The sequence below is a fragment of the Anaerobacillus sp. CMMVII genome (assembly GCF_025377685.1).
Taxonomy (GTDB): Bacteria; Bacillota; Bacilli; order Bacillales; family Anaerobacillaceae; genus Anaerobacillus.
On sequence record NZ_JACEHK010000008.1, the window covers coordinates 304,786 to 326,401 of the forward strand.

The window sequence follows — 21,616 nt, forward strand, 5'->3', positions numbered from 1 at the left end:
AATTTCAGAGAATTTTTAAAAAGAGGTGTTTGTTTGAGTTGCTTTAACTATGAGAAAGAAACTGAAAGATTGATTATAAGACCATATGAAAAAGAGGATTATACCAATTGGTTAACCCAATTTTTGAATAGATTGCCTTCACAACACAAATATGATGAAGGAAAAATAGATATGAGTATTTGTACTGAAGAATGGTTTGGGGATTTGGTGGACAAGCACCAACAGCTGGCTCTAGAAGATAAAGTTTATGTGTTCGGGGTTTTTCGAAAAGAAGATAATGTCCATTTAGGTGCAATAGATTTCTCGACGATTATGAGGGATGATTTTCAATGGGCCAGATTTGGGTACTCCATTCATAATCAATTTTGGAGAAATGGATATGGTAAAGAATCAGTAAAAGCAGCAATAAACTTAGCTTTTGAAAAATTACATTATCATCGCATAGAGGCTCACATTAACCTTGATAATACAGCCTCTATAAAGCTAGCAGAAAGTATTGGAATGGAATATGAATGCACTAGAAAAGGATTTATATACGAATTTGACGAGTGGACGGATAATCTAGTTTATTTTATAAATTCAGATAGGAAAAAAGGGTAGCACTATAAGGGACCTACAGAAAAGCCTAATAGGGGGTACTATGAAAAGCTTAAAAAGAATGTCCACTATTTTACTAGTGTTAGGGAGCGTATTTGTTATTTTAGGATTGTTACAGTCGCTCCCTTTGGAAGCTGTTAAATATGCTGGCTATGTTTATGATGAACTTTATTTAAATAGATCAATTAGGTCTTTTGTTTTTCTTACAACCGGCGGATTTTCGTTAGTAGTTGGTTATTTAGTAAAAAAAGTAAATGATGAAGTGAGAGAAGAATATCCTTTCATAAAAAAATAATGGGCAGCGTTCCTAATTATAGGAACGTTTTTCTTTTGTATTCCCAAATAAAAGGGAAATAGTGTTAATATAAAAAAGGAAAGTTTACTAGTTTAAGGGAGGCAAATTATGAAAAAGGTTCTTGGAATTTTGATTTTATTATATGGACTTACAGCTTGTACGACAAATCCTGATTTTAAATTGTATGAAGGGGGACCTTTAAATATAGCTGTTATCGGAGATGCACCAGAGGTGAAAGAAGATCAAGTTGTGTTTGAAGAAATAGATTTTGAAGATTTGTTTGATAACAATCTAAAAGCCTATGATGCTGTATTTATTATGGAAGCAAAGTTACTTGAAGCTTCTCAAGGTAAGTATGCGGATATTTATCTAAATTCAAACCTGCCATTTTTCTTTATTGGTGCAACGACATCTTATCGTCCTTTTCTAGAACAAGAAGTAACCTATGATAAAGACTTGGATCTAAAGGATGTAAGCAATCATTATGCTATTGGGGTGGAAGAAGAAACCTATTGGTATTTTGGATATATAATGATGTGGTTAGCGAAGAAAATATAAGGGAAATGTACTCAAGGATTTTTGATAAGGTAGGAAGTAACAGGTAGGGCGTGAGTTTATAGGGTGGCAATTACTCATTAAAGTAATTGCTTCTTTCTATTTTGGAAGGCTCTCTTCTTAATCATTGAAACACTTTTAGATGTCTGTGACCTGAAAGTCCTTTTATAAAAAATTGACTGTAAAAAAAGTAAAAACGAAGTGTAACATTTTCTGCGTTTATTCGTTATAGGGGTGAGAGGAGGATCAGAGCTTGAAGCGTAGCAGGAAAGACAAACTTGATGAAATCTATAGGGAACATGCAAAATCACTTTACTATTATTTATACCGGCTTTCTGGATCCTCCCATATTGCAGAAGATCTAGTTCAAGAAACCTTTTACAAAGCAACGATTTCGCTATCATTTTATCAAGATTATGAGGTAGAAGCTGGTTGTTTAAAGTTGCCAGACATGCCTATCTAGATGAATGGAGAAAAAGAAAAAGGTGGGAATGGGTTCCGTTTATCGAAACCGTTCACAAACGAAATGAAATGTTAAGTCCTTATGAGCAACCGGAAGACTATGCGATGAGTAGAGAAAGCGAAAGTGAAATGGACGATATTTATAAACAATTGAACGAGACGTATCGGACAATTCTCTATTTACGTGAAAAAGAAGAATTGACGTATCAAGAAATTTCAGCTGTCCTAGATTTAAATGAAAATCAAGTGAAGGTAACACTTCATCGGGCACGGAAACGGCTGCATGACTTAGCAATAAAAAGTCATTTATATGAAAGGAATGAAAACAATGACAATTGAGTGGAATGAGAAAAAAGAAAAGAAAGTATTGAGACGGTATCGATTTTTCTTAACGCTACGAATTATCCGAGTAGCATTTATGGTCTTATTCCTTTTTTGGGCATATATGATGGTTGTAACAATCGGTTATTTTCATTCAACGAAAGGAGAAAAGTTAATAGCGTATTCTCAGCTAGCTATTGACTGGCAGTATCCAGGAATCTCTAGTGGATTTGGGAACCAGTTTGATGAGATTTCGCCGATCCTGACACAAAAAGCATCTATCCCAATTTATCGTAAATTAGGTAAAGAAGAAAAAGATGTAGGCTATCTTCATGTGAAAAAACCGTTGATGACAGGGATGACTCAGCTGGATTTTGAATTCTATCAAAAGAGTGATGAACCTAAATTTCATTTTTGGCTCCCGTTTCATCCAGAAACAGGTGAAAAATTAGAAGCAAACGAACATACAGGTGTTGGGATACGTTAGAAAAAATTCATGAAGGTACAGTAGCTGATTTCGCTTTTTCAACAAAACATTATTTTACCACTAATGAGCTGTTTGATCTTTTAGAGGGCTATGATCTTACGATTAATTGGATGCCTATTTATATGGGAGAATTAGATCGTTTTTCAGAAGGTTGGTGGGGGAGTGATAATAGTATCTCCGTTGGACCTTGGGGATTAACACATGGAAGTGAATTTAGAAGCGATTATCATGAAGGCTTCAGAGCAAATCCTGCAAGAGAAAATATTGAAGTAATCGAAAGACTGATGATCAACAATATGAAGCAAATTTATAAAGAGGATCAGAAGTTGACAGAAGCAATATTTAATACAAAGCATTTTGAAGAACGCATTCAGTTCATCGAAGAAAATGGATTTTTAGTTTATGGAGCAGTTGTGACTGGTCCGACAAAAGAATTATTAAGATTGAAAGAGTTAGAAGAAATCCAGGGTGTGCAGTTGGGAGAAATAACATTTTGGAATTGGTAGTTTTTGGCCAGCGTTGCTGTATGGTAACGCTTTTTTTTTAGGATAAGAATGTATAAAATTTCAACGCAATATCTGTCTAGCTCCAAGACACATCAATGAAGTTACTTTATTGCAGGTTTTGCGACGAGTAAACGAAGTGACGCAGGAGCACCGCCCAGCCCCTCGAGGTCAAATAACCTTCGAAAGAAAAAGTGAACTTCCTTTTTCCTAGAATAAAAGTGAAAGAGCACAATTTTTTTCTCGAAGAACATTTGCTTGTCGCTGCTCCTGCGGTTACTCGTCGCAAAAAAAAGCACCTGCTCCTGCGGTTACTCGTCGCAAAGCAGAGAAGTACCCCGAGGAAGTTACTTGGCTACCCAGGGCGCTTGCGCTTTTCTTGTGATTATCTCCATGAAAATGTTCAAGATAGTGACGGGCTTTAAATAAAATATTTTTAAAATCAAGGATTTAATAGAATAACAGAGAATAAATTATATAACTGTATGTGCGTCAAATACTTCTTAATTTGTAAATAAAACAGAAAAGGGTGGATGAACTTTTGTCTATTAGGAGAATTAAACAAGAACATATTGCTGAGTGTACGAAGCTATATATGGAGGTTTTTAATGGTGAGCCTTGGAATGACAATTGGACGTTAGAAACGGCAACTGAAAGATTGCATGATATTTTTATTTCGCCCAATTTTGAAGGAGTTTTCTATCTGGAGGAAGGTCATATAAAAGGTGCGATTTTCGGCAACTATGAACAATTTTTTGATGGGAAACATTATAACCTAAGAGAAATGTTTGTAGCAAAAGATGTTCAAGGCCAAGGGATAGGAAGTAAAATGCTTGCAAAATTAGAAGGGAATTTAAAAGAGCATGGAATAACTACTCTAATTTTATTTACCTCTAAAGGAAATAAGACAAGTCAGTTCTATTTAAATAATGGCTTTAATGAATGGACGAGTATGGCGATGATGGGGAAAGATATTTAATTGACAATTCGATATGGTATTTGGTTCATTACATAGAGTCCGATTAGTTTATTCTAATTGGGCTTTTTTTAAAGCTTGGTGCAAAGATTTGGCGCTCTATCTTCCACAAAGAGGGAAAAGTATTGATTTTGTCGTATTACTAAAGAAAGCTTGATAGGATTGAAAGGGGAATTATAGAGTGAAAAAGATTTTTAGGAATACTATTTTTTCAATATTAACCATTATTTTCGTTGCTTTTTCCCCATGGATTACAGAGGGGGTTGCTGAAAATAGGGCAATATCAGCATTTGAGAATAAACAAAAAGGGGTTATGGATGGTTGTGGATTTAATTGCGAAGGCTGTGGTGTAATTAAGTCTACAAAAGTTGCTTTTGGCTACAGAGTTGAAATTGAATATGCCTGTGGTCTGTTAGAGGCAGATCTAAAAGAGTATCACCAATATAAAACGTTATTTGTTTCTTTTTTAGGGACTGTTCATTAATGGAGGAATAGGTTATGGATTGCTTGGGATGCATGTTAGCAAATAAATACATACCAGTAAATGTGGTGTATGAAAATCAATTTGTTTGTTGTATTTTAGACCATGAGCCATTTAATGAGGGCCACGTGTTAATAATACCTAAAGAACATTTTATTGATGTAGATGAACTAAATTTAGAAACATCGAATGCAGTTATGAATGCAGCAAAAACACTCTCAAAGGCGATAAAGACATTGTATAAACCCGATGGAATAACTATATGTCAAAACGGAGGTGTATTTAATGACTTGTCTCATTTCCATATGCACATCATACCGAGATACAAACATCAATCGTTTGCTAATTTTTACCTTGAAGAACCCCTAAGTAATGAAGTTGCTAAAAGTAAACTAGTTGCTACCAGGGATGAATTAGTAGGGGTTATCAATAGTGCCTCCTCACCGAAAGAAAGGAGTTAATTATGCCAGCAGAAATTATTTTTTTAACGTTAGTTTTCGGTCTAAGTATCTTACTTGTAGTCTTAATGTATAAAAGTGTAAAAAAAGGGATTTCTGGTTTGAAATTAATGTTACTTGCAATAAACATTACGTTAGTTGGCGGAATTATCGCTATAGATAGTCATTCAAGTCTAGGTGGATTTGAATATTTATTGTAGTAGTAGGTCTAGTATTATCAATTATAGGTTCTGGAAAGAAAGATTAATTTTTTTTTGAAAATCTATAATTATTGTTATTAGATCAATAGAGAAAAACAATAAATGATCGTATGGACGAAAGTAAACGTAAGGGCTAAATCAATTCTTTCAAGCTTAAGCATTACCATGAAGTTCTATTGAAGGGAAAAAATACTTTCCACAATAATGATTTTAGTCATTCTTCTAACAGCCTGTTCAAACCAACAACCGTCTATTGAACTAGTAAGGTCTTCGGTCGAAATAAATGATGATGTTGAAGGTAGTTTGGTATTTAAGGAGCAAACAGGAGAACAGGTGACACATACGACGCTTCATTATCAATTTGTTTAAAAAAATACTGGGACTAAAACTATTGGTGGTAGGGAGTTTCCTGAAAAAGGGATAAATTTCAAGATTGTTCCAAAAAAAACTGAAACAGGTTTCTGAAGAAGTAATGAGAAAAAACATATTTGATGAAGTTATCTCGCAAAATGCAGTTTTGTTGGCACGGAGACAGTAAGAAGTCTCACTCCAACTCTTTCACCAGATACTGAGGGACAATATTCAATTCAATATTATTTAGGGGCAAATGAAAAGAATGATTTTTACAAAGTTGCTCCTTCTGAAGATAAATTAGATGCGTTGCAAAAATATGCGATGGATGCAATCTTAATTGTTCATGTTAAAGATCGAGAAATAGCTCGTTTTGACCTAGGAACCACCGCTCAAATAAATTGAACTGGACTGTTTTGATTTTTTCACAGTAGTAATACAAGCACCATAACTTCTAGACGATTGTATACATAGATTAAACTGAGTCTGGAGGGATGAGATGAAAACTACAGGGAAAATTTTTGTTGTCGATCCTTCGCCGCTAAACTGGCTGTTTGTTCTTTTTCATACGATGGAGGAATTAGTAAGAGCAGATCATGAGGGGAATGTTACACCTTCTTTAGCTCGGAATGTTCGATGGATAAATGAAACAACACTTGAGGTAGAGCTAAGAAGAGGGGTTCTTTTTCATAATGGTGAGGTATTTAACGCGAAAAGTTTAGTACGTAGCTTTGCGGAAGAACAACGGTGGCTTGCACCGCATCCGCCGGGGACGTGGTTAAACCTGCCTCGTGAAAGAGGAGTAGAAGTTGTTGATGATTATACCGTTCGCTTTCACTTTTTAGAGCCAGAGGGACTGGCCCTAGCAAAAACAAGAGGTGTTCATATCGGAAATGATTTGTTTTGGGAAACACTTGGTTTTGGTTATGCGAAAGAAGCGAGTGGTGAGGGGCGCTGGTGAATTCTTGATGCACCAGGCCGGTGGGGCACCGGTCCTTTCTTATTAAATAAGGGTTATTCATCTATCGAAACGAAACAAGCAATCATAAAAACAAATCCCTATGAAGCAACCTGGATTACTGAATGCGAGCTCCGAACTCCCTATGTTCATTTAATCGCAAACGATCAATACTGGGACAAAAAACGAGGGCCGAGAGTTTCTGAAATTATTTTTAGAAATGATCTTACAAAAGAACAGGCATTAGACCTTTGTATGAACACTGAGGGGCAAGTAGATATCGTTTCAATGGTGGAGCCTAAAGAAGCTTTACATGTCATCGAGGCACCTTTTGCTAATCTAATAAAAGTGAATGCGAACCGTGTCTTTGCAGGTGTCTTCAATCGGTTTCAAACGGATGTCAATTTTAACGATCGACGTCTCAGATATGCAATGAATTTAGCAGTGAATAAAAAGCGTTTAATTGAAGTTGGCTTTTTGGGTCATGCGACATCACTCCCAAGTTTAACACCCACTTGGTCGCCAGAATTGCCAGAAGACATTACTCCAATTGGCTATAACCCAACGGAAGCAAAGCAGCTTTTACATGAGGTCGGCTGGCCAGTAAATCGTTTCCTAAAAATAGCAGTTATTCCTGAGTATCGTGAGGCAGCCAAGGTAATTGCCGAAGATATTGAAGTAAGTTTAGGGATTAACGTTGAAGTAATAAAGATCACTGAAACTGAAAAGAAAAATTGGCAAAGGTCGATCGCTGAAAAACGAAGAATACCAGATATTGATTTGTATCTCACAGATGTGTTCTCTTTGTTTACAGTAGCAATTCCTGCATTTATTCACCGTGAATTTTTTGGTGAAAGTGGGGCGCTGAGGATGGGGCCGGAACTAAAGTCGTTTGACGATCTTTTCACGGCGTACGCTTCGGAAATCAGCGAAAAGAAACGAATAAAGGTAGCTAAGGAAGTTGATCGCTATGTACACCGGAAGCATTAGGATTATTTCTTTGCTGTCCCCAAGATTTATTTGCAGTCAATCGACATGTTCACTTTCGGCCGTATCGAAGTACATTTGAGCTTGTTGATACCGAAGTTAACCTTGAGCATTGGTCGAAAAGAAATAATGCATCGAAAAACACTTTGGACAAGGAATTTGCAGACGGCTGATGCCGTCTTTTTTTTTCTAAAACATTGCTCCTGCGGTTACTCGTAGCACAAAAAAACTTGTTTCTTTTTAACCTAAAATAATTGGGGAGACTCCTTAGAGGAAGCTATCACCGAATACAATTAAGTAAGAAAAGAGCAGTGCTTACTTAATAAGTAGTGATACCTTTGGATTTTTCGAAAGTAACAAACTTTACAAAAACAGCCTTTTATAAGATGCAAAGCTTAAATCAAGATTGAATTCATAAGTTACTAAATCAATGAGCATTCTAATAAGAACGAAGCGATAAAGGATGTTTGTTATATGAAGAGTAAAAAAACTCAAAGAAAGTTTTTGCGAATTGCACTTATATTAAATTTATTAGCACTAATTCCATTGATTGGTAGGAAACCTCCTGTAAAAGATTGGATTATCGTTTATTTATTTAATGCAGTTACAAATGGTCTTATTGATAATGTATTATCAAAGTATAAAATAGTTAAGTATCCTGTACGCTTATTTTCGAAAGCTTTTGATACCCATATACTGTTTGATTTCTTTTTGTATCCTACTTTTACAATTTGGTATAATCAAATGACAAGTAAAGATAAGATTTTCCCTATTATTTATAAGCTCTTTCTTATTACCATCCCACCTTTTTTTATTGAACTTTGGGCAGAGAGAAAGACGGACTTAATTCAATGGAGCAATAAATGGAAATGGTATCATACTTTCTTTGGTCTCATTTTAAAATCTTTAGTAACAAGACTTGTCATTGCTGTTGTAAGGAAAGCTGATGAAAAGGTCAATAAAAATTACAATAGCTATAAATAGATATTAAATAATTTTGTTAATAGAAATTAGAGGGCTTGGGACATTTCACCAGGTCTTTTTTGAGTTACACTATAGTTGGTAGTAGAAAAAGGTGTTTTTAAAAAAATGTCGAAATTAAAAATATAGCAAACTTCATTCCGTGTGGATAGAGCACCATAATAACTAGATGACTTGTAATAGATTTTTTTCGAACAGTCTTCAAACTGTTCGATTTTTTATTTGCATTTTTTTTAGTTTTTTGTAACTTTTCCACAAGTCATTTCGTCTGAATAAAGATATTTTAACAACATGAAGGAGGTGACGTTTTGACAGATAATAAAAACATTGAAATAGAAGGCTGGTATCATTTATACAGCGCTGCTATTTTTAAATATATTTGTATGATGACTCGTGATTATCAACAGGCAGAAGATCTAACACATGAAACTTTTTTAAGAGCCTATAACAACTATGATTCCTTTGAACGTAAGTCTGAAACAAAAACATGGTTGTTCCGAATTGCTCACAATGTAACCATTGACTTTTTAAGAAGACGTAAGCCACTTAGGATTTTTGAAAGCTTTTTACATAATAAAAGGGATTTAAGTCCTTTACCTGAAGATATTCTCGATATGAAAGAAGAAGTTAGAGAATTATATAAAGCTTTGGGGAGTCTTAAACCTGCTTATCGTGAGGTTATAATTTTACGAAAAATCAAAGGGTTTAGCATTAAGGAGACAAGTGACATTCTAAATTGGCCAGAAAACAAGTGAAGGTGACATTACATAGGGCAATTCCCATGTTAGTAGAAAGACTAGTAAAGGAGGGATATTAAATGAAGAAACAAATCGATCTACATGATTTGGATGCAAGACTTAAAAATTTAGATGAAGAGAGCCATTGGAATGAAGAACACTCTTCGAAATTAAAAAATAGAATTTTTTCCGATTTAAAAAAGAGTCATTCGAATAAGCGTACTCCCTATACATACTATGTATCCCTCACAGTTGTTGGGTTATTGTTATGGATATTAGTTTCTCCTTATATCTCAAAAGAGTTTAATGGTTTTATTACTACTGGGGCGAATGTTAATCTTTATGGTCCAACCCCTGTTCAAATTAGTTTCATCGTATTCGTACTATTTGTGGTCATCTTAGTCAGGAAAAATAAAAAGATAAATCATTTATTTAAGAAAACGGATAGCTTTTACATGCAGAGTCGATTTATGAGGGATTTCTTTGGAAAAGGATTCCGAATATTAGTCTCGATTTTCATTTTTTATCTATTACTAAAGGGTCTTACGTATATAAACACTATCTATGAAATAAAATTGTCTATAGTCTGATGTTTATTTTTGTCGTTTTATTTTCTTCTTGGATAGGTAAAAAGCTATTTGAACGTCTTGTAACTTTAAGGTGGCATTATACTATACAAATAGGAGGAAGTTTGCTTCTTTTCTTATTCTTTTCGTTTCAAATGTTTACACCCTTCTTTTATCAAGAGGAGCATTTAATAGACCACGGACTTAGAAAAATTAATATGTACTATCAATTAGGCGATCATCAACTAAGTTTTAGTGAGCGTTCAGAATTAGTTGAAAGTATCTTCACGAATACTTGGAATAATGCCTACTTAAACAGACTAAGTTCAGAGTTTGCTGAACTTGAATTGAAAAATATAGAAGTTACTGAATTTAGTCGAAGGTTCACTGAGTACGAATTAATTGTTGAAGTTGAAGTGCACTTGATTGACCAGGAACCAAATATCGAAAGAAATATCGGGTACTTTACGTTTACTAGAGAAAAGAGAGAATTTAAAATAGCTGGGTTTCATTTTAATAACGGTAACTAAAGAAATGGGCTCAATACTTTGAAGGGTAGAAAGTATTGTAGGATCTTACCAGAACACACAGATTACCTTTAATCTGTGTGTTTTTAAATCTTTCCAGTTAATGGTGGAAATACTAGTCAGAGAATTACAGAAGCCCTGAAAAAAGGAATTTCAACAACGATGTCGAAATTTAAGATACTAGCAAGCTCCTTTGGTAAAGAAATTATAGTTAAGAAGGTGAGAAATAGATGAAAAATCAGATTGATCAAAATGATCCGAGGTTCAAGATTGCACATCGAGAAGCTTTAATTGGTGTTGGACTAGTGATCTTTAATTTTATTTGGTGGTATGGTTTTGCATATGGTCTTGGTTCGGCTCCAGTTGAAGATTACACGTACATTTTTGGATTACCAGCTTGGTTTTTTTATAGTTGTGTTCTTGGTTTTCTTGTTATGGTCATTCTCGTCATCATCATGGTAAAGAAATTTTTTGTTGAAGTCGATTTTGAGGATGAAGAGGAGGAAACTCGATGAACTGGGAAGTTGTTCTCCCATTAATACTATTTTTACTGGCAATATTTGCGATCGGTTTTTGGTCGTCAGCTCATATTAAAAAGTCTAATAATTTTTTACAGGAATACTTCCTAGGAAGTCGGGAGCTAGGTGGCTTTATTTTAGCAATGACGATGATTGCCACGTACGGGAGTGCGAGCAGTTTTATCGGAGGTCCAGGTGTTGCTTACACCCAAGGGCTAGGATGGGTTTTACTTGCGATGATCCAAGTGGCCACTGGTTATTTTGTTTTAATGGTTCTTGGTAAGAAATTTGCTATTTATGCACGTAAATATAAAGCGATTACGCTTATCGATTTTTTACGTAACCGCTATGATAACAGCAAATGGGTTGTTTTAATTTCCGCGTTTAGTATTATCGTTTTTCTTTTTTCCGCAATGGCTGCCCAGTGGGTTGGTGGAGCAAGATTAATTTCGTCGTTTACGGGCTTAGAATACACGACCGCTTTATTCATTTTTGCGATCGCTGTTCTAATTTATGTTATTATCGGTGGTTTTAGAGAGCGGTAGCAGTGACTGACTCTCTTCAAGGAGTTGTTATGTTTCTTGGTACGTTAATTATTCTAATTGGGACAATTATTGCCGGTGGTGGTATTTCTACAATCATGGCTGACTTAGTTGCTGAAAATCCCAATCTCGTGACCCCATTCGGTCATGATGGAGGTTTATCGCTAGCCTACGTTTCATCTTTTTGGATTTTAGTCGGTGTCGGTGTAATTGCGTTACCACAAGTAACCGTTCGGGCGATGGCCTATAAAGATTCTAAAGCGATGCATCGAGCGCTTATCACAGGAACAATTGTGGTTGGGTTTATCATGCTAGGAATGCATTTAACTGGGGTGTTTGCTAGAGCTGTTCTTCCGGGAATTGAAGTAGCGGATACGGTCATGCCAATGATTGCTATGGAAGTATTACCGGCTTGGGTTGCTGGGATCGTATTAGCAGCACCAATGGCAGCGATTATGTCAACGGTCGACTCACTATTGTTACTCGTAAGTTCTGCGGTAGTTAAAGACATCTATTTAAATTACGTCAAGCCGCAAGCAACAATAAAACAAGTGAAGCGAGTGAGCTTTGGTGTGACATCTATACTCGGAATACTTGTTTTTGGAATGGCGTTAAGCCCACCGGATTTACTAATTTGGCTAAATCTATTTTCATTTGGTGGTTTACAAGCAACATTTATATGGCCTGTCATTATGGGGCTTTATTGGCATAGAGGGAATAAATTTGGGGCAATCGCTTCAATGATCGTTGGTATCGTTGGTTATATTGTGGTTCATACATACTTTCCGAATATGTTTGGCATCCACACTGTTGTATTCCCAATTGTCTTCTCATTTATCGCCTTCATCGCCTTCAGTTTGGTTACAAAGGAAAATGCTGCGGTGGGGGTCTGACCCCCACTGCTTTAAAGTGTTACAGCGATGTTAACCTGTAAATAATATTCACAAGGAAGTTCACTTTCAGTTTTTTGGTGCTTAGATAAACAACATCTACTTCCATGAGGATGAAAGTGAACTTTCTTTGGGGTCTAACCCTGAAAATAGTTTTGACTTCGAAAGTTCACTTTCTCTTATTAAATCAGCTAGAGCAAAATAGATTTACATCTCTGTTGGTGAAAGTGAACTTTAATAGGGGCTACCCTGTAAATTGTTTTGAATACGAAAGTTCACATCCTTAAAATGGTAAATGTTAACAAAATTTTCATTGAATTACAAGAGTGTATGGGCTATGATTTTATTAAATTATAAAGGGAGGTTGTTATAAAAATGATAATTACTACTCGCTAATTCATATTTTTGAATATTTTGAGGAGAAGAATGGATGTTTGCCTATTTATTGGGTTATTTAGGATTCTTTTCTGATTGCGAGAAAAAGTCATTTTTATAGAACATTTCATGAGGACTTAGTTCCCGTCCCGAGGGTAACTCGTGCATCAGCATTAGACAAGAAGGTTGATAAGCTATAAGAAGGGGCACCTTTCTTATAGCTTTTATTGCTTCCATGTCGAATTCAATGTATTTGGGAGCAGAATAATGTTCTAATAACCTATTAAATACTAGCATGTCCATTTAATAAGGGAGGTTGAATTTATGGCTGTGACAAAAAGATTTTACAACCGTCAGAACGATTATGAAAAAGTCTTTGAACTATTAATACAAACCTATCAACCGGGAGGTAAATTTAGTAATTGGCATCCATCTAGGTGGGAATATATGCATTTTCATACGTATTATCAAGATAAGTTAACGGGAAAAAGTGGAGTTTGGGAGGAAAACGGAAAGATTGTTGCAATTGTTCACAATGAGCTAGGTGATGGCATGGCGTACTTTACTGTGTACCCAGAATATTCATACTTGAAGCCTGCCATGTTAAAACACGCAGAGGAATATTTAGCAAAAATTGATAACGGAAAGAAAATGCTAAGAGTTTATGGAAATGACTTTGACGTGGAGTTAAATCAATTGTTTCAAAGTCATGGCTATGGTAGGCAAGAGGTGAATTTGCAACATCATACGATTTGTTTCTTTAATATGGAAAATCCGTTTCCTGCAATAACTCTTCCTGAAGGTTATAAAATAGTAAGCCTTGAGGATAATAATGACCTTATTCAGGTCGACCGTGTTCAATGGCGGGGATTTAACCATGAAGGAGAACCACCAGAAGATGGAGTAGAAGCTCGTAAATTAATGCAGTCTGCTCCAAATTTCAGGAAGGATCTTACGATAGTAACCCAAGCCTCAGATGGGAGGTTTGCGTCCTATGTTGGAATGTGGCTTTGCCTTGAAAAGAAAGTTGGTTATGTCGAACCAGTATGTACTGACCCAGATTTTCGGAAACTTGGACTAGGAAAAGCTGCCTTATTAGAAAGTGTTCGCCGCTGCATTGAACAAGGGGCTGAAGAAGTAATCGTTGAATCCTCTCTACCGATCTATTTGTCTGCCGGGTTTATACCGAAGTTTGTAAGATATGCATGGGACAAAGAATTTTAATAAAACTAGGGCGTTACTTAAAGGGTACAAACAAGCTATACACAAAGAAAGTCACATGAATTTCACATAGAAATCACGTGCGATTGTTTTGTTTGTACATCAAGAGCGGTTGGTATACAGCAAAAGGAAGAGAAAAACTGTCTAAAAGCTTTTCAAGAATGTTTATAAGTGCTATCGCTTTTTTATAAAGTCCTCGAATTTTTTTTATTTATTACCAATGTCTTAGCAATCGAATTTTATTTTTATTCTTAGTTCAAAAAAAAGCGATAGTACAATAGAAGCTGTTGTGACAACAAGGAGGAAGAGAAGTGAAATGATAATTCTACATTGTTTAAAAGAGACAAGTTGGCAAGAGGGGAAAAATAGCATGTATTATGGTAAACATTATATTGTATCTGAGGGTTTTATACACTGTTCGTCGATTGAGAATTTTTGGCGAGTAGCTCCCAATTTTAAAAACATAAAAGATCGTTTAGTTCTCTTATGTATTGATACTGATAAAGTAGAATCTGAAATAAAATGGGAAGATGATGATAACTGCGGAAGAGAATACCCACATATTTATGGAGAATTAAATCTTGACTCTGTTGTTAATGTCATTCCATTCTTAAGTGAAGATGACGGAGATTTTATATTAAATGAGGAATTAAAAGAGTATCTAAATGAATGACTTTTAAAAAAAAATTAGATACTCTAATATGTAATCTATTGCTTAAATCAGGCTTATCAATAAAGCGTTATGAAATGTTTGTTGTATTCTGGAGTAAATTTAATAAAAGCAATCTCCTTAACAATGTACGCTTGCCCGTCCCAATTGTATTGAACTTTTAAATGTCCAATATACCCACCTAATACACTATCATCTCGTAAAACATAGGCAGGAACAGTTGCGATTAATAGTCCATTTTCAATATTATACTCAGTTAATTCGAATCCGAAAAACGGGTTACGTGGATTTTTAAAATTACACTTGGTAATATCAATTGTAAATGTCTCTTCCTCAATATAAATATTAACGAGGTTATCATTCTTTTCAATTTTCACGTTTTGCTTTATCGCCATTCTAATAGGGTCTATTTTAGCTTCATAATATCTACGGTATGGGTCATGTATTTGATTAAGAATATGAATGTCTTTTAATGGATTCCCAATACCAGCTCTATAATTATTTAACACAACAATAACGTCCTCTAATGAGTCACCATTTATATCTTCTTTATAAAGTGCGGGGTCATATTTTCCATGATACCAATTCGGGAAATTATAAATGTTTTCACCCCTATCCCCAATCTGTACTGTAAAATTTTCGTATTCCATCCAACTTTTTTTATCAGCTAATAAGTATACATTTTGATGCCAAACTTCCGAGGGAATACTTAATAAGACTACTCTTTCACTGGCGTTTGTCTTATTAGGATTTAAACTTAACATCAATACTAGAAAAACAATTGTTAATATATGTTTACCCATTGGTACACTCCTTTTGTTTAGTTTTTCCAATCGTTGGCGGAAAAATTAATTGCTTATTAAGTCTTGCGGGTTAAGCTATTTTGACTAATTAGTATGTAAATTATATAGTTGGGAATAGGTATCAACATTTCAGAGCAGCTCCTTAATGAGTATTAACGAAAATTAGCTTTGAGGAACTCTCTAAGTGACATAATTTAAATTTTTGGAGGGAACAACATGGAAGTTTTTGCAGAATATTTGGCGCAAATTGAAAACCCACAACATCGGGCCCGAACGGAAGAAGTCTTGACTTGGGTAACTAACAAATTTCCAAATTTAGTACCAAAGATTGCATGGAAACAGCCTATGTTTACCGATCACGATACATATATTATTGGTTTTAGCGTTGCCAAACAACATTTGGCTGTTGCTCCTGAAAGGGTAGGAATTAATCACTTTTCTGATGAAATTGTCCAGGCTGGCTATGACCACACGAAGGAGTTGGTACGTATTAAGTGGGATCATCCGGTTGATTTCTCATTACTTGAGAAAATGATCGAATTTAATATTTTGGATAAGGCAGACTGTTCGACTTTTTGGCGGAAGTAGATAGGGGAAATCCTTATGAAAATAAAAACGGTATGTACTTGGGACGATGAACTTTGGCAGGACGCTAGCGCCCTTTATTTAGAGGCATTTGGAGATAAGGGGGCTAAGCCGGTAAAGATCATTAAAAACATGTTTGCACAAGGAATTGCTGAGCTTCATGTAGGGTACAACAATTCCGTAGCCGTTGCTATGGCTCTAACAGGGAAGCTTGTTTCTGACCAAGTGATGATCATCGACTATTTGGCAGTATCCGAAAAAGAGCGAGGCCAAGGTCTTGGTCAACAATTTGTTACTTACTTGCGCCAGAAAGCAATTGACCAAGGGTATCATAAAATTATTATTGAGGCCGAGTCTGAAGCAACCCCTGATAATAGAGGGCGCATTCACTTTTGGCAATCATGCGGTTTTCTTCTCACAGAGTATGTCCATCAGTATATCTGGGTGCCCGAAACCTATCACGCCATGTACTTCCCTCTCATTACCGAATTGAAGAAGGTAGCTGGAGAAGAACTGTTTGTGTTTATTAATACCTTTCACAGGCTATCGTTTCGTGGAGTTGGGAAGAAGGAAGTGTAAATTCTTGATTATATGTTGGAATTACACTTAACGACTAAAAAAATCAGTTTTTTACTAGCGACTGGTTGTATAAGTATAGTAAGACGTAATATTTAACGTAAAGTTAAGTACTACGTCTTTTTTAGTCCAGTTATACTGTGGGAAAGTATGCGTTTTACATTTGCACCTAACTAAGTAAACCAGTGATTGAACAAAAGGTCCAAAAGAAAAAGGATAAATTTGCTATTAAAGCGAATTTGTCTAGTTGAAAGGAGATGTAAACTTGAAAAAAAATTATATTTTATTTCCAATCCTGCTTATTGGTCTTATTTTACTAATTTTTGTTAGTAGGTATTTTTACATGAAATACGCTTTTACACAGCCGTATAAAATTGCGGGGAATGTTATGCAAGAAGCTCTTCAAGATAAGAGTAGTAGTGAGTATCTTCTCAGTGAAGAACAATGGAATGCAGCTTTAAGTCGATCCGTTTATAAAATCGTTAGAGAACCATTACAGTGGAATGAATTTAAAGAATTCATTCAAAAATGTGAGAGAAATGAATTCTCTTCATTGTTGTACAGTGATGGGAAAGCGACCTATCAAGTTATTAAAAGTAGCTATGCAGATATCCATACTAGCATCAATATTGACTGCATTGATTATAGCAAAGAGAACAATGAAATTATTGAGAGAAATTCAGTTACATTGTTACTAGAGAAACTTGACGGTTCTTGGAAGATCGTTGGTAAACATCGGCCCCTTGAGTAGTTAATAATCAAAGGAAGAAGGAGATAATTATGGACCTTCAAGTGCAGTTGTCTTGTAAAGAAAACTCTTATATTATTAAAAACTTATATCCGCTTTATTTACATGATTTATCAGAGCATTATGGATTTCTGCCAAATTGTCATGGCGTTTTCGAAGAGAGTGATGATTATAAAACATTGAGTGAGCAAAACGAACTCCACAATATTTGGTGGGAAAAGCCCGAAGTTTTGTTTCCTTTCTTGATTTTAGTTGATGAGAGACCAGCTGGATTTATTCTAATTGCCACACCTCCACATTGTACGAAGGGAATTGATTATTTTGTGAATGAATTCTTTTTACTTCGGCCTTTTAGAGGGAAAGGTTTAGCAGAGCATGCTGCTAGTATAGTGTTTGACCAATTTAGAGGGAAGTGGGAGTTGTTTACGAACCCATCAGAAAAAAATATCGTTGGGCAGAAGTTTTGGAGAAGAACAATTTTGCATTACAGTGGTGGTAATTATGATGAAGAATTCGGTGAGACATTTGACGGATACAAACTAATTTTTAAGTTTGATAATAGTGTGGTCTAACCTGGAAATAGACATGACTTGGAAAGTTCACTTTCTTATATCTAATTGGTTGTTCAATCATATTTACATTGTGTATTGGTGAAAGTGAACTTTCATTGGGGTCTGACCCCCGCTGCTTTAAAGCGTTACTCTAGCGGGGGTCAGACCCCAAATGAAACAAATAAATAAAGGGGTGGAATTATTGAATACGAGTATGGTTACGAAGGTTATTTCGGTGATTTTTTTAACTGGATTATTCGGTTTTTTTGGTTTTATTGGAGTTGTTTTCTCAGCATTAATGGGTGGGGTAAAGTTTTACACGCCTTTAATTGCGATTGTCACAGTCGGAATTATCCTTTATAGTATTGTTCGTATTTTTAATATTTTACAAGGTAAAAAGTTAAAGATTGCAGTGATTAGTTTCGTTGGGCTTTGTGTTCTCGCAATTGGCGGGTATGAAATTACGAATGCATATCACAATAGTTTTGGGATAGTAAATGCAGAAGTCAATTTATATCAGTATCATCCATTCTATGAAAATTCTAAAGTAGTAACGTTGTCAGAACCAGCTTCCTTAAAACTTGAAAAAGAGTTACCAATATTAGATGGAGCAACGGCGCTCTATCCTCTTTATTCAGCATTCGTGCGGGCAACTTATCCAAACAAAGAGTACGAGATTTATCAAAGTGAAGTTATGTCGAGTAAAACTGGAGAGGCTTATACAAAGCTAATTAACGGTCATGTTGATATTATTTTTGCAGCAGGGCCATCTGATCGACAACTTCGTGCCGCTGAGCAAAAAGTCGTAGAATTAAAGCTTACACCAATTGGTAGAGAAGCCTTTGTCTTTTTTGTTAGTTCGAAAAACACTGTAGAAAGTCTTACTATTGATCAAATCCAAAGTATTTATACTGGTGAGATAACAAACTGGAATCAGCTAGGTGGCAAGATTGACTCAATACGAGCCTTTCAACGCCCAGCTGATAGCGGAAGCCAAACAGCCTTAGAAAACCTGATGGGCGAAAAACCACTGATGAAACCACCTACAGAAGATATTGTTTCAGGAATGGGTGGCATAATTTCCGAAACGTCAAGCTATCGTAATTATAAAAATGCGATTGGCTACTCGTTCCGCTTTTTTTCGACTGAGATGGTTCAAAATGGAGAAATCCGTCACTTGAAAATTAATGGTGTTTTCCCCGATAAGGAAACGATTAGAAGCGGGGAGTATCCAATATCCAGTGAATTTTATGCGATTACAGCAGGAAGTGATAATCCGCATATCGATGCCTTCATTGAATGGATTTTATCTGAGCAAGGACAGTATTTAGTTGAAGCAACTGGTTATATTCCTGTCGGAGATTAAGTCGCAACGATATAGTTTCCATTTTCCGGGTAAACTAATAGGAGACTAACACGAGGGGTGACTCCTATGAAAATTAATGGAAACATAATCTCTGGAGAATTTGATGAACAAATGAACGAGTTTTCGTTAGAGTCGGTAAAGCATTTTCTGACAACTTCCACACTCAGAAAAAATCAGTTAGATAGCCTTTATGATTATTTAAATAAACACAAAGACGAAGCTGATGGCCAGGTTCTGACATTATATGATCAATTGCCAGTTCGTTTGAATCAGGAGGAAACGAACCAATTGCTTGCCGACTTAGATAAAATAAAAACGTATTACCAGTAGTTACGAACAAACCCGTCTTCATATGTGTATACAAGCGTACAAAAAGCAAATCGCATGAGTTTTCGTAAAAAATCACATGCGATTTTTTTTGTGGTTTGTAGGTAGCTAAAATGCACAGAAAAAGATTATTGTTATTGGAATAAAATGTTAATATAAGCATGTAAGGTATTTCCTCTAGCAATATTTAAAAGATATGTTTTAATGTCAAAGTTTGATGTTTACTTGAAGTAGATTAATAACATAGGGGTGAAAAAATGAAGGTTAAATCAATGATCTCAATTCTTTTAGCTATAATTATTATTATTGTCGGCATAATATTGAATTTTTCAGAGTTTTCAATGGGCAGTCCTGCAACCATGAAGAACTTAATCGTTACATTTGTATATTTCGCGATATGGGTACTCGTTATAACGATAGGTGCAAAGAGCAAGAGTCGTGGAACAATGAGGTATTATTCTGTGTTTTGGCTTATTACGCTATTCTTTTCGATTATTACGGGATATGTTAATGTTGCTGAGGTTAATGTAGATTGGGCAATACCTTTTGTCATTTTATTTTTAACTCAATGGTATGGAATTAACTTTTTTGTCGAGAGCTTTCTGACTTCTTCTATAATAATAGCATTCATATCTTTAATAATGTTTATTACAACGATCGTATCTCTTAAAAAAGTTTAACTGATTGTCAAGAACCATGCGATCTAAAAGCTAATAGCAACATTCTTTAAGTAATGAGCCTTTTAAAAGAGTTTTTGCAATGGTTAATAAGTTTTATAGAGCTTATTTTTTAAATCTCTTAATTTAAGAAAAGGAGGAAATGGTGTGGTCAAAGCTTTTCTGATTATAGGTGTAATCGGGATTTTACTATCTGGTATTTTTATTGGGGCCTGGACCAATGGACCACAACAACGGGCTAATTTTCACTCTGAGACAGAAGAACATAGGGGCTTTAGAACTGAGTTTGCTTTGTATTCTGGATTAATTGGACTAATCTCGTTTGGGATTAGTGCGATTATTTACTTTCTATAACTGCTATGGGTTGAGTTTTTAGCAGGTTAGTTTTTTCTAACCTATGATGCGATTTGTCTAGTGCTTAACAAATAAAACTTGTTAAGCACCTAGCAGCTCGCACTACTTTTTTCTAAGGATTTGTCGACCAGAGTCCAGCTGTCTTCATGAAAACTCGTGGATGAAGTTTTAATCCAGCGACAACGAGATCTGCTAAATCTTCTGGGTGTATAACTCTTTCTGGATCTCCAGTAATTAGGTTTGTTTCATGTGCTAAATCTGTGACAACTGTACTTGGCGTTAATGCAGTGACGCGAATATTATGTTTTCGTACTTCTAAAGCTAGCGATTCGGTTAGCCCCATGACAGCGAATTTCGAAGCACTATAAGCGCTTGTTACAGGAGCTCCTTTTTGACCTGCTGTTGAAGCGATATTTATTATGTCACCTGATTTCTGTTCGATCATTTCTGGTAATACCGCGCGAGTTACATGATAAACGCCCATTAGGTTGACGCGAATAATTTTCTCCCATTCATCTGGTGATAAATCTAAAAAGCCACCGAATTGAGCAATTCCAGCATTGTTGATTAAAATATCAACTTTTCCTAGGTCTGATCTTATATGATCAACAGCATGAGTTACCGCTTCAAGATCGCTGACATCTGCGGCCGCAGCAGAAATGTTTACATCATACTCTGAAAGTTCCTCAGCAAGTTTTTCTAGATTAGCCATGTTTAAGCCAATTAAACCAAGGTTTACGCCTTCTTTTGCTAAGGCGATTGCCGTAGCTTTTCCAATCCCTCTTCCAGCGCCGGTAATGATGGCGTTTTTTCCTTTTAGTGAAATCATCTAAGAACACTCCTTAAAATATGTAATGAACAAATACTGCAATAGTTTATCCTTAAGATGTTTGTTTCACGCAAATTAATAATAAATTGAATTTTTCGAAACCTACCGATGTATGAATCGTATATATTACAAAAAAGGAGTG

30 protein-coding genes and 1 pseudogene are annotated in these 21,616 nt (G+C 35.5%); 29 read left to right on the forward strand and 2 right to left on the reverse strand.

Annotation, left to right across the window (positions count from 1 at the left end):
* The first annotated feature begins 33 nt into the window (after window positions 1–33).
* From H1D32_RS12280 to H1D32_RS12380, 21 genes and pseudogenes are all read left to right on the forward strand, one after another.
* Window positions 34–600, forward strand: a complete 567-nt coding sequence (locus H1D32_RS12280) for a GNAT family N-acetyltransferase (RefSeq protein WP_261178581.1) — start codon at window positions 34–36, stop codon at window positions 598–600.
* 40 nt (window positions 601–640) lie between these two features.
* Window positions 641–892 carry a hypothetical protein gene (locus H1D32_RS12285; protein WP_261178582.1) on the forward strand — a complete coding sequence of 84 codons (252 nt, stop codon included), beginning with the start codon at window positions 641–643 and terminating at the stop codon, window positions 890–892.
* Window positions 893–1,000: 108 nt separating this feature from the next.
* Window positions 1,001–1,450 (forward strand): hypothetical protein, encoded by a 450-nt coding sequence (locus H1D32_RS12290; protein ID WP_261178583.1) that lies wholly within the window; start codon window positions 1,001–1,003, stop codon window positions 1,448–1,450.
* Between the two features lie 250 nt (window positions 1,451–1,700).
* Entirely contained in the window at window positions 1,701–1,910 is a 210-nt protein-coding gene (locus tag H1D32_RS12295) for a sigma factor (protein ID WP_261178584.1), read from the forward strand.
* A complete protein-coding gene (locus H1D32_RS12300) occupies window positions 1,880–2,248 on the forward strand; it encodes an RNA polymerase sigma factor (protein WP_261178585.1) in 369 nt (122 codons plus the stop codon). The genes H1D32_RS12295 and H1D32_RS12300 overlap by 31 nt, the downstream gene beginning before the upstream one ends.
* Complete coding sequence (locus H1D32_RS12305; protein WP_261178586.1) at window positions 2,238–2,717, forward strand: sigma factor regulator N-terminal domain-containing protein; 480 nt, start codon at window positions 2,238–2,240, stop codon at window positions 2,715–2,717. Before H1D32_RS12300 ends, H1D32_RS12305 begins: the two co-directional genes overlap by 11 nt.
* A gap of 5 nt (window positions 2,718–2,722) precedes the next feature.
* On the forward strand, window positions 2,723–3,223 hold the full coding sequence (locus H1D32_RS12310; protein ID WP_261178634.1) for an anti-sigma factor C-terminal domain-containing protein: 501 nt from the start codon (window positions 2,723–2,725) through the stop codon (window positions 3,221–3,223).
* A 538-nt stretch (window positions 3,224–3,761) separates the two neighbouring features.
* Window positions 3,762–4,199 (forward strand): GNAT family N-acetyltransferase, encoded by a 438-nt coding sequence (locus H1D32_RS12315; protein WP_261178587.1) that lies wholly within the window; start codon window positions 3,762–3,764, stop codon window positions 4,197–4,199.
* Window positions 4,200–4,377: 178 nt separating this feature from the next.
* Window positions 4,378–4,680 carry a hypothetical protein gene (locus H1D32_RS12320; protein WP_261178588.1) on the forward strand — a complete coding sequence of 101 codons (303 nt, stop codon included), beginning with the start codon at window positions 4,378–4,380 and terminating at the stop codon, window positions 4,678–4,680.
* Window positions 4,681–4,694: 14 nt separating this feature from the next.
* On the forward strand, window positions 4,695–5,138 hold the full coding sequence (locus H1D32_RS12325; protein ID WP_261178589.1) for an HIT family protein: 444 nt from the start codon (window positions 4,695–4,697) through the stop codon (window positions 5,136–5,138).
* Window positions 5,139–5,140: 2 nt separating this feature from the next.
* Window positions 5,141–5,335, forward strand: a complete 195-nt coding sequence (locus H1D32_RS12330) for a hypothetical protein (RefSeq protein WP_261178590.1) — start codon at window positions 5,141–5,143, stop codon at window positions 5,333–5,335.
* An 850-nt stretch (window positions 5,336–6,185) separates the two neighbouring features.
* Window positions 6,186–6,647, forward strand: coding sequence for an ABC transporter substrate-binding protein (locus H1D32_RS12335; RefSeq protein ID WP_261178591.1), 462 nt, complete (start codon window positions 6,186–6,188; stop codon window positions 6,645–6,647).
* A gap of 114 nt (window positions 6,648–6,761) precedes the next feature.
* Window positions 6,762–7,634, forward strand: coding sequence for an ABC transporter substrate-binding protein (locus tag H1D32_RS12340; protein ID WP_396126183.1), 873 nt, complete (start codon window positions 6,762–6,764; stop codon window positions 7,632–7,634).
* 471 nt (window positions 7,635–8,105) lie between these two features.
* The gene (locus H1D32_RS12345) at window positions 8,106–8,615 is read left to right on the forward strand and encodes a CBO0543 family protein (protein ID WP_261178592.1); all 510 of its coding nucleotides are present in this window, start codon (window positions 8,106–8,108) and stop codon (window positions 8,613–8,615) included.
* Window positions 8,616–8,920: 305 nt separating this feature from the next.
* Window positions 8,921–9,367 (forward strand): RNA polymerase sigma factor, encoded by a 447-nt coding sequence (locus H1D32_RS12350; protein WP_261178593.1) that lies wholly within the window; start codon window positions 8,921–8,923, stop codon window positions 9,365–9,367.
* 62 nt (window positions 9,368–9,429) lie between these two features.
* Complete coding sequence (locus H1D32_RS12355; RefSeq protein WP_261178594.1) at window positions 9,430–9,939, forward strand: hypothetical protein; 510 nt, start codon at window positions 9,430–9,432, stop codon at window positions 9,937–9,939.
* Between the two features lie 101 nt (window positions 9,940–10,040).
* Window positions 10,041–10,445, forward strand: coding sequence for a hypothetical protein (locus H1D32_RS12360; protein ID WP_261178595.1), 405 nt, complete (start codon window positions 10,041–10,043; stop codon window positions 10,443–10,445).
* A 227-nt stretch (window positions 10,446–10,672) separates the two neighbouring features.
* Complete coding sequence (locus H1D32_RS12365) at window positions 10,673–10,957, forward strand: YhdT family protein (RefSeq protein ID WP_261178596.1); 285 nt, start codon at window positions 10,673–10,675, stop codon at window positions 10,955–10,957.
* Window positions 10,954–12,395 (forward strand): annotated as a pseudogene (panF, locus tag H1D32_RS12370) (sodium/pantothenate symporter). The gene H1D32_RS12365 and the pseudogene panF overlap by 4 nt, the downstream one beginning before the upstream one ends.
* A 696-nt stretch (window positions 12,396–13,091) precedes the next feature.
* Entirely contained in the window at window positions 13,092–13,991 is a 900-nt protein-coding gene (locus H1D32_RS12375) for a GNAT family N-acetyltransferase (protein WP_261178597.1), read from the forward strand.
* Between the two features lie 313 nt (window positions 13,992–14,304).
* Window positions 14,305–14,661, forward strand: a complete 357-nt coding sequence (locus H1D32_RS12380) for a DUF952 domain-containing protein (RefSeq protein WP_261178598.1) — start codon at window positions 14,305–14,307, stop codon at window positions 14,659–14,661.
* 56 nt (window positions 14,662–14,717) lie between these two features.
* On the opposite strand, the gene H1D32_RS12385 is transcribed toward H1D32_RS12380, so the two are convergent.
* Window positions 14,718–15,461 carry a hypothetical protein gene (locus H1D32_RS12385; protein WP_261178599.1) on the reverse strand — a complete coding sequence of 248 codons (744 nt, stop codon included), beginning with the start codon at window positions 15,459–15,461 and terminating at the stop codon, window positions 14,718–14,720.
* A gap of 216 nt (window positions 15,462–15,677) precedes the next feature.
* Here H1D32_RS12385 and H1D32_RS12390 point away from each other — a divergent pair, with 216 nt between their 5' ends.
* From H1D32_RS12390 to H1D32_RS12425, 8 genes are all read left to right on the forward strand, one after another.
* Window positions 15,678–16,049, forward strand: coding sequence for an iron chaperone (locus tag H1D32_RS12390; protein ID WP_261178600.1), 372 nt, complete (start codon window positions 15,678–15,680; stop codon window positions 16,047–16,049).
* Between the two features lie 15 nt (window positions 16,050–16,064).
* A complete protein-coding gene (locus tag H1D32_RS12395; RefSeq protein ID WP_261178601.1) occupies window positions 16,065–16,625 on the forward strand; it encodes a GNAT family N-acetyltransferase in 561 nt (186 codons plus the stop codon).
* A 262-nt stretch (window positions 16,626–16,887) separates the two neighbouring features.
* Window positions 16,888–17,373, forward strand: a complete 486-nt coding sequence (locus tag H1D32_RS12400) for a hypothetical protein (RefSeq protein ID WP_261178603.1) — start codon at window positions 16,888–16,890, stop codon at window positions 17,371–17,373.
* 29 nt (window positions 17,374–17,402) lie between these two features.
* Entirely contained in the window at window positions 17,403–17,942 is a 540-nt protein-coding gene (locus H1D32_RS12405; RefSeq protein WP_261178604.1) for a GNAT family N-acetyltransferase, read from the forward strand.
* Between the two features lie 151 nt (window positions 17,943–18,093).
* Window positions 18,094–19,287, forward strand: a complete 1,194-nt coding sequence (locus H1D32_RS12410) for a PstS family phosphate ABC transporter substrate-binding protein (RefSeq protein WP_261178605.1) — start codon at window positions 18,094–18,096, stop codon at window positions 19,285–19,287.
* Window positions 19,288–19,353: 66 nt separating this feature from the next.
* On the forward strand, window positions 19,354–19,617 hold the full coding sequence (locus H1D32_RS12415) for a hypothetical protein (RefSeq protein ID WP_261178606.1): 264 nt from the start codon (window positions 19,354–19,356) through the stop codon (window positions 19,615–19,617).
* A 269-nt stretch (window positions 19,618–19,886) separates the two neighbouring features.
* On the forward strand, window positions 19,887–20,294 hold the full coding sequence (locus H1D32_RS12420) for a hypothetical protein (RefSeq protein ID WP_261178607.1): 408 nt from the start codon (window positions 19,887–19,889) through the stop codon (window positions 20,292–20,294).
* 144 nt (window positions 20,295–20,438) lie between these two features.
* On the forward strand, window positions 20,439–20,645 hold the full coding sequence (locus H1D32_RS12425; protein ID WP_261178608.1) for a DUF5316 domain-containing protein: 207 nt from the start codon (window positions 20,439–20,441) through the stop codon (window positions 20,643–20,645).
* Between the two features lie 112 nt (window positions 20,646–20,757).
* On the opposite strand, the gene H1D32_RS12430 is transcribed toward H1D32_RS12425, so the two are convergent.
* Window positions 20,758–21,474, reverse strand: coding sequence for a 3-ketoacyl-ACP reductase (locus H1D32_RS12430; RefSeq protein ID WP_261178609.1), 717 nt, complete (start codon window positions 21,472–21,474; stop codon window positions 20,758–20,760).
* Between the last annotated feature and the right edge of the window lie 142 nt (window positions 21,475–21,616).

What these genes read in the sequence shown, in the direction of transcription:
- H1D32_RS12285 (WP_261178582.1), top strand. Translation starts at nt 641, where the DNA reads ATGAAAAGCTTAAAAAGAATGTCCACTATTTTACTAGTGTTAGGGAGC.
- H1D32_RS12290 (WP_261178583.1), top strand. Translation starts at nt 1,001, where the DNA reads ATGAAAAAGGTTCTTGGAATTTTGATTTTATTATATGGACTTACAGCT.
- H1D32_RS12305 (WP_261178586.1), top strand. Translation starts at nt 2,238, where the DNA reads ATGACAATTGAGTGGAATGAGAAAAAAGAAAAGAAAGTATTGAGACGG.
- H1D32_RS12325 (WP_261178589.1), top strand. Translation starts at nt 4,695, where the DNA reads ATGGATTGCTTGGGATGCATGTTAGCAAATAAATACATACCAGTAAAT.
- H1D32_RS12330 (WP_261178590.1), top strand. Translation starts at nt 5,141, where the DNA reads ATGCCAGCAGAAATTATTTTTTTAACGTTAGTTTTCGGTCTAAGTATC.
- H1D32_RS12335 (WP_261178591.1), top strand. Translation starts at nt 6,186, where the DNA reads ATGAAAACTACAGGGAAAATTTTTGTTGTCGATCCTTCGCCGCTAAAC.
- H1D32_RS12345 (WP_261178592.1), top strand. Translation starts at nt 8,106, where the DNA reads ATGAAGAGTAAAAAAACTCAAAGAAAGTTTTTGCGAATTGCACTTATA.
- H1D32_RS12355 (WP_261178594.1), top strand. Translation starts at nt 9,430, where the DNA reads ATGAAGAAACAAATCGATCTACATGATTTGGATGCAAGACTTAAAAAT.
- H1D32_RS12365 (WP_261178596.1), top strand. Translation starts at nt 10,673, where the DNA reads ATGAAAAATCAGATTGATCAAAATGATCCGAGGTTCAAGATTGCACAT.
- H1D32_RS12375 (WP_261178597.1), top strand. Translation starts at nt 13,092, where the DNA reads ATGGCTGTGACAAAAAGATTTTACAACCGTCAGAACGATTATGAAAAA.
- H1D32_RS12380 (WP_261178598.1), top strand. Translation starts at nt 14,305, where the DNA reads ATGATAATTCTACATTGTTTAAAAGAGACAAGTTGGCAAGAGGGGAAA.
- H1D32_RS12385 (WP_261178599.1), bottom strand. Translation starts at nt 15,461, where the DNA reads ATGGGTAAACATATATTAACAATTGTTTTTCTAGTATTGATGTTAAGT.
- H1D32_RS12390 (WP_261178600.1), top strand. Translation starts at nt 15,678, where the DNA reads ATGGAAGTTTTTGCAGAATATTTGGCGCAAATTGAAAACCCACAACAT.
- H1D32_RS12395 (WP_261178601.1), top strand. Translation starts at nt 16,065, where the DNA reads ATGAAAATAAAAACGGTATGTACTTGGGACGATGAACTTTGGCAGGAC.
- H1D32_RS12405 (WP_261178604.1), top strand. Translation starts at nt 17,403, where the DNA reads ATGGACCTTCAAGTGCAGTTGTCTTGTAAAGAAAACTCTTATATTATT.
- H1D32_RS12410 (WP_261178605.1), top strand. Translation starts at nt 18,094, where the DNA reads ATGAAACAAATAAATAAAGGGGTGGAATTATTGAATACGAGTATGGTT.
- H1D32_RS12415 (WP_261178606.1), top strand. Translation starts at nt 19,354, where the DNA reads ATGAAAATTAATGGAAACATAATCTCTGGAGAATTTGATGAACAAATG.
- H1D32_RS12420 (WP_261178607.1), top strand. Translation starts at nt 19,887, where the DNA reads ATGATCTCAATTCTTTTAGCTATAATTATTATTATTGTCGGCATAATA.
- H1D32_RS12430 (WP_261178609.1), bottom strand. Translation starts at nt 21,474, where the DNA reads ATGATTTCACTAAAAGGAAAAAACGCCATCATTACCGGCGCTGGAAGA.